We start from the raw sequence: 10,626 nt of genomic DNA, 5'->3' as shown, positions 1-10,626 counted from the left end.
GACCCTGACACCTTGAAACGACCCTTCAGCCTGGCGTCAGGCGATCAAGCGTCGCCCCGATGCGCGCCAGGTCTGGAATGATCGCGCCGTCCGTCGAGGATGGATGATCGGCGTGTAGCTGAGCCCATGGACGGCGGCCTGACGGGCGAACCAGGGATCGGTCACCGTTTCCGGCGTCAACTCCACGACCTGACGGGCGCCGCCCAGCAGCGGCGCCAAGGTCGCGCCAGAGCCCCAGCTCGACAGCAGGAGATCCGCGCCCGCGATCTTCTGGGCCTGCTGGTCGATGCGGTCCTGGCGCGAATCCAGAACCTCGAACCCGCGCGCCGCCAGAAAAGCCTCCAGGCGGTCCTGATCGAGAACCGGCCGCGAGCCGTCAGGATCGCGGCGAACATACAGGCGCTTGCCGGCCTCGGGCCGGTCGGCGGCCGGGTCCGTCAGTCGATCCCTCAGCCAGTCGAAGAACCCCAGGGCGAAGCCTCCCGGGAAATAGACGCCATGACCGGCCAGGGCTGAAGACAGATGCGCCGTCTCCAGCAGAACGAGATCGCCGCTCAGGACCCGACGCGCCGAGGCCGGGGCGCCGCAGCGGGTCAGCAGATCCTCCATCCACGGGCTCTCGAACGGCCAGTGAACCAGCCTGGCCTCGCCCGCGGCGAGCGCCTCGCGATGGAGATAGACCTGCAGCAGCCCGTCCAGCACGAAATGCCCGAAGGCCCGCTGGCCGTAATGGCAAAGCGGGATGCTGGCGCCCGCCACGATCTCGAGCTTGGCGCCGCGCCGGCTGCGCCAGCCCGCCGCGTCCTTCTGCAGGTCCTGCTCGATCAGGCCGCCGGGCCAGACGCCGGCCGGACCGACGTGGAAATCATCGATCAGGCCGCGCCTCGGGGCGGCGATCGCCTTGGCCCCGCGGGTCCAGACGATATTGGCCGCCGTGCAACGGACGAACGGCCGCGACAGATACTGCGTCGCCGAAAGGCAGTGGTCGGGGCCCAGGGCGTCGACGCCGCTGGCGCGATCCAGGGTCTGGCCCAGCTCGAACAGCTCGGCCTCGGAAACCGACAGCCGGTCGACCCGGGTCTGGGCGCGCGACAGACGGGCCCGGGCCGCCCACAGGGGGCGCGGCTGAACCTCGCCGGGCGGCAGGTCCTGAACGGTCAGGTGGCCGCCGATCCTCACCGCGACGCCCCGGGCTCAGGTCTTGTCATGCTCGAGGCCCCGATCGATCCAGGCGAGCACCTCCGGGGTTTCGATCCGCCAGCGGAAGCTGACCCCGGGCTTGGGAACGCCCTCGATATGGATATCGGTTTCCGACAGGGGCGAGGGCGCGAAGAAGCCATGCCAACTGGCCTCGACGAAATGGCTGAGCCCCCGCGCCCAGATGCCGATGAAATTGGTCGGCTGCAGTTCGAACACCTGGGCTCCGGGCTTGCAGAACAGCACATTGGCCAGGGCCGCGCCCGTGGGACCCACGATGACGTCTGCGTCGCGGAACAGCGCGATCTGGCGGCTCAGGGACAGGGTTTCCGGGGCCACGGAGACAAAGCCGCGCGCCACCAGGGCCGCCTCCAGCTCCAGTTCATTGACCAGGGGGCGCTTGGTGTCGCTGAGGCGGTTGACATAGAGCCGCGAGACGCCGGTCGGGGGCTCGTCGACGGCCGCCAGCATCCGGGCCCGGACCACATCGAGCGGTCGATTGGGCGCATGCAGAAAATGGTCCATCGCGCTGGCGAAGACCGCGTCGTCGATATGGATGACCGGCGCGGTGATCTCCCGCACGCGCGCCGCGCGGCGCTCGCCCAGGAACAGGCGCAGGGTCTCTCTCTGCCAGTCATTGAGCGCCGGGGTGATGAGGGTGAAGCGCTCGGTCAGGCCGCACCGCTCCAGGGCCGCCAGCGCCGCCATGCAGTCGATCAGGAAGTGGCCATAGTTGAAGCGGCCGCCCCAGGCCATGAACACCGCCCCGCGATCGATCACCGGCATGCCGCGACGCACCGTCAATCGCGGCATGCCGTCGACCATGGCCACCCCGGGCAGGGCCGCCAGGCTGGGGGTCAGGTAGAGCGCCTCGGCCACCGAAGAGCGCAGCACGCGCCGTCCTGGGTGATCACCGCGCCATATTCCGGCAGGTGGAGCGCCTGGGCGACGCGCGACACCATCACCCCCGCCATGGGGGCTCCGCCATGGCCGGCGTGCCAGGGGGCATGTCGTGACCGTCGGTGCGGCCGGCCAGCCGCGCCAGCATGACCTCTTCGGGAATGTGCTGGGCCGTCTCCAACTGAACGACCACGCCGGGCGACGGCGGGGTCTGGGCGGTCAGGTCGGCCACGGCCGGGACCTCGCGCAGGACGGCCAGTTCAGGTTCGATGCGCAAGGGCAGGGCCTCGACCCGGCGCATCAGCCCCGGGCCTGCTCCAGACGTCCCCGAATACGCGCCAAGGACCCCATCACCCTCAAAGGCTCCAGTCCGCCCGGTGGCCAGAGGCCACGACGATCGCGCCCATCGCCCGCTCCAGGGCGTGGGCCAGGGTCCCGTCGATACGGCCCAGTTCAAGCTCGAACGGCAAGGGCGCGCCCTGGGTCAGGGCCCCGAACGCCGCCGTCCGGCCCCAGAACATCGTCCCCGCCGGAAACTCCGTGTCGTCGCCATAGGCGAAGCCCAACCGGCTGGCGAGCATGGCCATCCCCCGGCGTTGTTGTGCATGACGCCGTGCGTCCCCAGGCGGGTGCGCGTGGCGCCCGCCGCCAGCAGCCCGACATCGGCGTTGGCCTGCAGTTGGGCGACCGCCGCGGCCGGCGCGCCGAGCAGCGGCGACAGCAGCGCCTCACGCCACGCGTCGCCTTGCGCCAGGTGCGGCGAACGCTTGGAGTGAAGCTTACAGAACAACGGATATCCGGCCTGCCGGGCCCAGCCGAGGGCGGCGATGAACGGCGCGATGTCGCGGCCGACATTGGGGGTCGGGGCGAGGCGGGCGCGCGGGAAGGCCGCGGCCAGCCGCGCCAGCTCGTCCGGGGTCCAGGTGTCGGGGAAGGTGATGGCGATGTCCGCCAGCCCGTCCAGGGCGGCCAGCCGGTCCGCGAACTCCTCGATCAGGTCGGGATAGTAGAGATGCAGCAGGACCACCGCCGGGGCGCGGCCGGTCGGTCCCGACACGACGTCGGGGCGGCCGCTCGCGGCCGGCAGGCGCGGCGCGTCGGCCTCGAGAGCGGCGCGCAGAGCCTGGCCGAAGGCATGGCCGAACCAGCGGTCGGGTTCCAAATAGGCCCCTCGGCCCATTCGTTCCAGGCATTGACGAAGACCAGGCGCTCATCGGGCCGCGCCAGCCGGGCGCTGGCGCCGAGGGCGGCGCCGGCCCAACGATGGAACAGTTCGGGCGAGGCGTTGTGAAAGACATGGCCCGCCCCGGGCTTGCGGGCCTCGTTGTCCCAGGCGGGCATGATCCCGGGAACCGACGGGGATCGGCGGCGTCCAGCAACTGCTCGACCTTGGCGGACGCCACCGCCTCATAGTCGTAGACCCGTCCCGAATAGGCGGGGTTGAGCCGCTCGACCCGGTCGGTGATCTCGCCCTGGGCCAGGGCGTGGGGCGGGAACTCGACCAGGGCGTCAAACCCCATGGCGGCATAGTCGCTGAACCCGAAGGCGTCGGTGCTGGTGACGAACAGCTCGCCCAGTCCAAGCTCCCGGGCTCGCTCGCGCCAGCGGGCGATCGTCGCCCCGGCCTCGGGCAGGGCGTCGGGACGGTAGATGATGATCAGCGGGCGTCCGCCGACCCGCAGATAGCGCGGCGAGCGCAGATAGCGGGCCAGGTCGTCAAAGACCAGGATGTCGTCCTGCGGCGAGTGTCGCTGACTGATCAGGACGTCCGATTCCTGACCGTCCCAGCGCCGCGTCCAGTTCTCGTTGGCCCAGCACAGGGCGAACGGCAGGTCGATTTCCGGGTCGTCGACAAAGGCGTCGAGGGGGCCTTCGAGCAGGCGCTTGCCCGCGAACCAGTAGTAGTGAAAGCAGAAGGCGTCGACGCCGACCCGCCGGGCCAGATCGGCCTGGGCCCGACGAACCTCAGGCACCCGCAGGTCATAGTGACCCAGCTCGGCCGGCAGGCGCGGCTGCAGATGGCCGACGAAACTGCGGCGTCGCCTTGCTGACATTTGGTCCACTCGGTGAGCCCTTCCCCCACCAGGCGTCGTTCTCCGGGATGGGGTGGAACTGCGGGAAGGTAGAAGGCGATGACCTTGGGACCGTCCGGCGAACGGCGCGGCGGATCAAGCGGCGGGGCGGCGAATTCCGGGCTTCGGAGATTTCGCGCGATCTCGAAACTGTTCACATAGGCCGCGCGCCAGGGGCCTCCGCCCCACCGCACCCGCGTGCGCGCCAGCCGTCCGACCAGATCACCCCTCAGCAGTCCCGCCAGAGACCGGGCCTGGGCCTGGATGGGCCCGGGCAGCCGGCGCAGAAGGCGACGCGCCAGGCGGCGCGCGGTCGACAGGCGGCGGGCCGGCCGGCTGGATTCGGCGGCCGGCTCGACGCTGAAGGCTTCGAGGCTGAACTGGCAGGCCTTGGCGGAGGGGTCGAACCGCAGACGCCGCAGGCCGCCGGCATTGGTGTAGGCCACGCCGGTATAGACGCCCTCGGACACCAGGGTCAGGTCCTTGCGGGTCTCTTCGCTGAACCCGTCGCCCCAGTCGGCGTAGATGCAGGGACCGATCACCCGGCCCTCGACCGCGCGAAGGGTCACTGTCACCCGGATCGCCCCATGGGTTCGCAGATCGTCTCGGGTCCTGGGCGCCGTCCAGATCATCTGGGGATCGTCGCCGCGCGCGACAAAGATCCCTGGCGAAGCGCCCGCGACAACGTCCTTATGGGGCGTCGGCGCCCCGGAAGTCATGCCTTGAGCCGAAGCCATTCTTCGGTGTCCCCAAAGAATGTGGCGCGGCCGCCGTCCATGACCATGACCTTGTTGCAGACCCGTTCGATCAGCTTGTCGTCATGGCTGGCGATGACGACGATCTTGGCGTTGTCGACCAGGCCGGCCATGCGGGTCGTGGCCTTGCGCTGGAATTCCGCGTCGCCCGCGCCGAGCCACTCGTCCATGATCAGGATGTCGGCGTCCATCGCCGTCGCCACCGCGAAGGTCAGGCGCGCCATCATGCCGGCCGAGTAGGTCTTGAAGGGCATGTGGATATAGGCGCCGAGTTCGGAAAACTCGACAATTCCCGGCAACCGGCGGGCGATCTCCTTCTTGGACATCATCTGCATCATGGCCAGGTTCTTGATGTTCTGCAGGCCCGAGGCGTCGTGATCCAGGCCGATGCTCATCGAGATCATCGAGCTGACCCGGCCCTCGACCCTGACGACGCCGGTCGAGGGCTCATAGACGCCGGCCAGGATCTTGAGCATCGAGGTCTTGCCCGAGCCGTTGTGCCCGCCCAGGCCCAGACGCTCGAACGACACATTGTTGATCGCCCGCACCACGGTGACGTCATTGGCCGATCGCATCAGCTTGCCGCCGACCGCCATGTTCAGCACCGCGTTGCGCAGGGACTGCGCGCGCACGCTGTAGATGGCGTAGTCCAGGGTCACGCCGTGAAGGGAAATCGAAGCCGACATCAATGCGATCCTACAGCCAAAACACGACGCGACGACGGAACAGGGCCAGGCTCACCACGGCCAGGATCGCGACAGCCACGAAGAAAGCCACCGAGGCGATCCAGTCGTTCAGGGGCGCCGGGTGGCCCAACAGGGGCTGGCGGACGATCTCGAGGAGATGGGCGAAGGGGTTATAGTCGGCGATCCAGCGCGCCTTGGGCGCCACCTGGGCTTTGCGCCAGAACACCGGGGTCAGCATGAACAGCGCCTGGCCGATGAATCCGACCAGATAGTTGATGTCGCGGTAGCGGGTGGCCAGCATGCCGATCGGGATGCTGAACATCACCGCGGTCGCGGCGACCAGCGGGATCGACAACAGCAGTTGCCAATGCGGCAACGGGAACATTCTCAGCAGCAGCATCACGACCCAGAACGCCACGATCTGGTGGGCGAAATTGATCATCATCCTGTTGATTTGCAGGAAGGAATGGAAGGTCAGCGGCAGCTTCTGGACCTGCATGATCCCGGCCCCGGACGTAAACACCGAGGCGCCTTCGGCCAGCATGCCGCCGGTGATCGACCAGGCGACCACCCCGGACATAATGAACGGGAAGCTTTCGGCCAGGCTCGAACCGAAGATCGAACCGAAAACCACCGCGAGCGAGAAGGCCGTGGCGATCGTGCTGCTGGCCAGCCAGAAGGGGCCAAGCAGAGTTCGCCTGTAACGCGCGATCGTCTGCTCGATGCCGACACGCCACCACAGGGGCGCAAGCCGGATACCTGCCACCAGATCATCGATGGCGGATCCGAAGCGCCGAACAATACTCATCTAGATTGATCCCTTGATCAAAGACGCGTCACGCCGCGGCAGGCATACTGACGGCCGTCGGCTTCTAGCAGGCTGACTCATTGTGAGAAAGGGCGCCCAGAGAATACCTCACCGAGAACGCAGTTGCGCCGCGATATAGCTGGGCCGTCGCCAGGGAAATGGAATGCGCGAAGAATCTGCAAGACTGAAGTCATCTCGATCCAGCGTGAGGTTGGGATTGTAATACGGGTCGCGCACCAACAGTTCCGCCCAGCGTTCCCGCATCAGTCGCGCTTCGGTCTCGAGCCGATGGGCGCGAGCGCCGTCCAGATCATCGCCACGGCTTTTGGACTCCTTGTGGACCAGGACGATGTCCGGATCGCAGAGCACCCGGCGACCCAGGGCCCGGACCTTCAGGCAGAAATCCACGTCATTATAAGCGACCTCGAGGTCGCGATCGAACCCCCCGACCTGGTCATAGACCGCGCGGGTCACGAACAGGCAGGCGGCGGTCACGGCCGAGAACTCCTGGATCAGCCGGGCCTTGCCGAACGGTCCGAAATCGCTCATCGGCAGGCCGCGGTGCGGCGTCCCCGCCACCCCGTGGGCGCCCATGCCCAGATAGAGCCCGAAATGCTGCACGGACTGGTCGGGATAGATCAGCCGCGCGCCGACAATCCCCACATCCGGCGTGGCCAGCAGGGCCCGGGCGCGGTCCAGCCAGTCGGCCGTGACCAGCTCGGTGTCATTGTTCAGCAGGCAGATGATGTCGCCCGACGAGGCCGCCACGCCCTGATTGCACAGGCCCGAGAAGTTGAACGGCCCCGGGGCGGAGACGACCTTGACGTTCGGCAGGCTCGCCAGATCGGCCAGATAGGCGAGGGTTTCAGCCTCCTGGGAGCCGTTGTCGACGATGACGATCTCGACGCCGGCGTCGGGCGCGGCGAACAACGAGTCGATGCAGGGCTTGAGCAGGTCCAGCCGGTCACGGGTCGGGATGATGATCGAGACGGTGGTGGCGAGGGGCGCGCCGATCACCGCCAGCCGGGTCAGGCCGGCGGCGACGCCATCGACGACCTCGAACGGTAGGGCCTGGCGGTTGAGGAAGTCGTTGATCGACCTCTGGGCGGCGACGATCGCATAGCTTTTCTGATCGGCCGACACGGCGGTCGAGCCGGGGATCATCCGCCAGTGATACAGGACATGGGGAATATGGATGACTTCGGCGTCGGAGCAGCGCTCCAGGCATCGCAGGAACAGGTCGTAATCCTGGCTGCCCTCATAGCCCGGACGGAAGCCGCCGACCGACTGCACCAGGGCCCGCTGATAGACCCCCAGATGGCTGACCATGTTGTGGCCGAACATCAGGAAGCGGTTGAAATCAGACTTGAAATAGGGATCGCAGCGCTTGCCGGACGGGTCCAGCTTGTCCTCGTCGGAATAGAGGATCTTGGCGTCCCGATGCTCATTCAGATAGTCGGCGATGGTGAGCAGGGCGTAGTCGGGCAGGATGTCGTCGTGATCGACCAGCACCACGAAATCGCCGGTCGCCAGCGCCAGGGCGGTGTTGGAGGCCTCTGAAATGTGGCCATTGGCCGGCCGGAACGCCAGCTTGATCCGGTCGTCCTCGGCGGCCAGCCGTTCCAGCGTGGCCCGCACCCGCGGGTCGGAGGAGTGGTCGTCGGCGATGCAGATCTCGAAGTCGGGATAGACCTGATCCAGCATCGAACGCACGCAGCTTTCCAGCAGGTCCGGCGGCGTGTTGTAGGTCGGCATCACGAACGAGAAGCGCGGCCGCCAGGCCAGCTGGGCCAGCAGGAGGCGCATGCGCTCATAGTCGGCCGGGGTCTGGCGCTCGGTGACCTTGACCCAGCGGTCATAGTCATAGGCCAGGGCGGCGGAGGCGTTGTAATAGGTCTCGTTCAGCTCACGACTGAACGCGACGGCCCGCTCGGCCCAGGCCTTGCGCTCGCGCCTGTCCGGCGCGCCGGTCGTCGCCGCGACGCCCGAGGGGCTATAGGGCGCCTCGACGGCGTCCTGCAGGGCGGCCAGGGACTGGGGCTGGGCGGTGACCGAGATGATCCGCAGGGTTCCGCGACGGTCGGATGGGTCCCAGCGCACGCCCGGGCACAGGGCCGGATAGGCGACGATGGCGTGATAACGGCCGTCGGCCTGACGGGCCAGGGCGAACGACCCGTCCTGGGAGAAGCCTTCGTCGCCATAGTCCAGATAGAGGCGCGGGGTGGTCACCATGCCGTCCATCGACTCCACCTCGAAGGTGAAGCGGCACAGCATGGCCCCCCGGTGGCCGTCGGCCGTCGGCGTGAAGACGATCTGCGGGTCGCTGTCGGTCAGGGCGAAGACCCCCGGCGCGTCGGTCGGCTCCAGACCCTTGCGGGCCACCACCTTGACGCCGCTCAGGCGGACATCGGGCAGCAGGGCCAGGCCCGGATCGACCGACTCCTCGGCGACATCGGCGGGGTCCGGCTCGCCCGGCCGCGGGCGGCGCAGACGAAGGTCCTCAAGGCGGAAGCTCACCGGGCCCTCGCTGGGGTCGAACCTCAGACCCCGCACGTCCTTCAGATCGGCGATACGACCGGCCAGCTTGCCGCCGCCCACCGGGTACAGCGGCGTCATGCCCGCCTCGTCGAAGCCCGCGCCGCGATCCAAAAAGAGCATCGGCCGGATCAGGGCCCCGGACTCCACCCGCAGGGTGGCCTCGAAGATCGCCGGGCCGGACTGGCCATGGATGGTCGGCAACCCCGCCAGGCGCAGTTGCGGATCCCAGGCCTCGCCCCTGAACCGGCCGGGCTCGTCCTTGCTCCGATCAAGATTGGCGGCCTCGGCGACCCATAGGCGCGCGCCGTCGGTCGTCCCCAGGCCGATGAACCGCCGCCACGCCCGCAGTTCCGTCGCCAACCGATTCAGCCGTTGCATCAAGCGTTCGAACTCCAGTGTGGGCCGGGGCGGTCTGGCGACCCCGTCGGTCGCCGCCCGTCAGTAAACTTCTACCTGGTCCAGGTCTATGATCGCCCGGCCTTCGACGCTGATCCGCACAAAGCGGCCGCTGAGACCGGCGGGCGCCGCCCAAATGAACGGCCGGCCGTCGACTCCGCCGAAGGGCTGGCCATCGGCCTTGCGCAGCACGATCGTCCAGGCCCGCCCATCGTCGGAGACGCTGAGCGTGAAGTCGCGAAACCGGTCCCGCGCGTCGTCGAGCCGGTTGAACAGACGCACCTGGGTGATGGGCACGACCTCGCCCAGATCGACCCACCACCAGGGGTCGGCCTCGTCTTCCGTATGCTGATGGAATGTACCGTCCGGGCGCCCGTCGACCGCGCCGACGGCGTCCGCCGCGGGATCGGCCTGTCGTGACCAGGGGCCGATCGAGCTCTGCAGCGCCGGTCGCCCGGCGGCCAGATTGCGCCCCGGAGGCGCGGCCACGATGGTCGAGGCCCGCGCCATCATCCGGGCCCAAAAGGTCGCCAGGTGGGTTTCCTCGACGGCGTTGAGCATGGCCATGAAGCCGCGGATATCATCAGGGCCCCGATCATGCAGGTCCTTCCACATGGTCTGGCTGTAGAAGTCCCCGCCCGTACCGCGCTGGTGGCGTCGGCGCAGGTCGTCTTCGGACTTGAAGGCGACATGGTAGACAAAGGCCCGGGCGACGACGCCGGAAAGATAGGCCGGTTCGCTCACCCGCCGTGAGGCCGCCTCGGGAAAGTCGACATAGTAGCCGCCCATGTCCTCGCCCAGGACGTTAAGCCCCGTCGCCTCCGGCTTCAGCAAGGACAGCATGTCGTGCCAGAACGGCTCCAGCCGGGCCTTCTTCTGACCCGGATCGTCCAGGGCCGCCGACCGGGTCAGGACCTTGGTGAAGGGGTGAACATGATCGGCGCGACGCGTGTAGCGGGGCAGGACCGGGCCCTCGGGACGCGTGACGTAGCCGTTGTTCCCGGCGAAGATCCAATTGAAGTAGAGGGCGTCGACCGCCGCCGGAAACGCGCCGCGAAACGCGCCGATGGTCGGCGAGTCCCGCAGCAGCAGGAACTCGTCGATATCCAGGAACATGAACCACTCGCAGCGATCGGCGAAGTGTTCGAGGAAGTGCATGTACATGCGGCGCTGCTGGCCCTGCAGGCCGAAATGCAGAAATTCGACGAAGGGCTTGGGCCCCACCGTGAAGGGCAGGACGGCCGCATAGAGCCTCCGACGGGTCGTCGTCGTTG

The 10,626-nt window shown here is 68.1% G+C and carries 10 protein-coding genes and 1 pseudogene; all 11 read right to left on the bottom strand.

Annotation, left to right across the window (positions count from 1 at the left end):
- Nucleotides 1–36: 36 nt before the first annotated feature.
- A complete protein-coding gene (locus CSW58_RS03170; protein ID WP_099446274.1) occupies nucleotides 37–1,179 on the bottom strand; it encodes a glycosyltransferase 61 family protein in 1,143 nt (380 codons plus the stop codon).
- A gap of 15 nt (nucleotides 1,180–1,194) precedes the next feature.
- Complete coding sequence (locus tag CSW58_RS03165; RefSeq protein ID WP_099446273.1) at nucleotides 1,195–2,091, bottom strand: DUF563 domain-containing protein; 897 nt, start codon at nucleotides 2,089–2,091, stop codon at nucleotides 1,195–1,197.
- A 67-nt stretch (nucleotides 2,092–2,158) separates the two neighbouring features.
- Nucleotides 2,159–2,398 (bottom strand): hypothetical protein, encoded by a 240-nt coding sequence (locus CSW58_RS03160; protein WP_099446272.1) that lies wholly within the window; start codon nucleotides 2,396–2,398, stop codon nucleotides 2,159–2,161.
- 55 nt (nucleotides 2,399–2,453) lie between these two features.
- Nucleotides 2,454–2,618 (bottom strand): hypothetical protein, encoded by a 165-nt coding sequence (locus tag CSW58_RS13960; protein ID WP_161494554.1) that lies wholly within the window; start codon nucleotides 2,616–2,618, stop codon nucleotides 2,454–2,456.
- Nucleotides 2,582–3,259 (bottom strand): rhamnan synthesis F family protein, encoded by a 678-nt coding sequence (locus CSW58_RS03155; protein WP_236627622.1) that lies wholly within the window; start codon nucleotides 3,257–3,259, stop codon nucleotides 2,582–2,584. Before CSW58_RS03155 ends, CSW58_RS13960 begins: the two co-directional genes overlap by 37 nt.
- Before the next feature lie 47 nt (nucleotides 3,260–3,306).
- Nucleotides 3,307–4,151: pseudogene (locus CSW58_RS16020) on the bottom strand (glycoside hydrolase family 99-like domain-containing protein); the annotation flags it as partial.
- Nucleotides 4,078–4,269 carry a glycoside hydrolase family 99-like domain-containing protein gene (locus tag CSW58_RS16015; RefSeq protein ID WP_161494552.1) on the bottom strand — a complete coding sequence of 64 codons (192 nt, stop codon included), beginning with the start codon at nucleotides 4,267–4,269 and terminating at the stop codon, nucleotides 4,078–4,080. The pseudogene CSW58_RS16020 and the gene CSW58_RS16015, both read right to left, overlap by 74 nt.
- 615 nt (nucleotides 4,270–4,884) lie before the next feature.
- A complete protein-coding gene (locus CSW58_RS03135; protein WP_099446268.1) occupies nucleotides 4,885–5,610 on the bottom strand; it encodes an ABC transporter ATP-binding protein in 726 nt (241 codons plus the stop codon).
- A 10-nt stretch (nucleotides 5,611–5,620) separates the two neighbouring features.
- Entirely contained in the window at nucleotides 5,621–6,418 is a 798-nt protein-coding gene (locus CSW58_RS03130) for an ABC transporter permease (protein ID WP_099446267.1), read from the bottom strand.
- Between the two features lie 108 nt (nucleotides 6,419–6,526).
- Nucleotides 6,527–9,334: a glycosyltransferase gene (locus CSW58_RS03125; RefSeq protein ID WP_099446266.1), complete on the bottom strand. Its 2,808-nt coding sequence runs from the start codon at nucleotides 9,332–9,334 to the stop codon at nucleotides 6,527–6,529.
- A 60-nt stretch (nucleotides 9,335–9,394) separates the two neighbouring features.
- The coding region (locus CSW58_RS03120) for a discoidin domain-containing protein (RefSeq protein ID WP_099446265.1) at nucleotides 9,395–10,626 on the bottom strand (1,232 nt) is incomplete at its 5' end.

This window comes from Caulobacter sp. B11 (assembly GCF_002737765.1).
Classification (GTDB): domain Bacteria; phylum Pseudomonadota; class Alphaproteobacteria; order Caulobacterales; family Caulobacteraceae; genus Caulobacter.
This window is presented reverse-complemented; position numbering and strand designations above follow the sequence as displayed.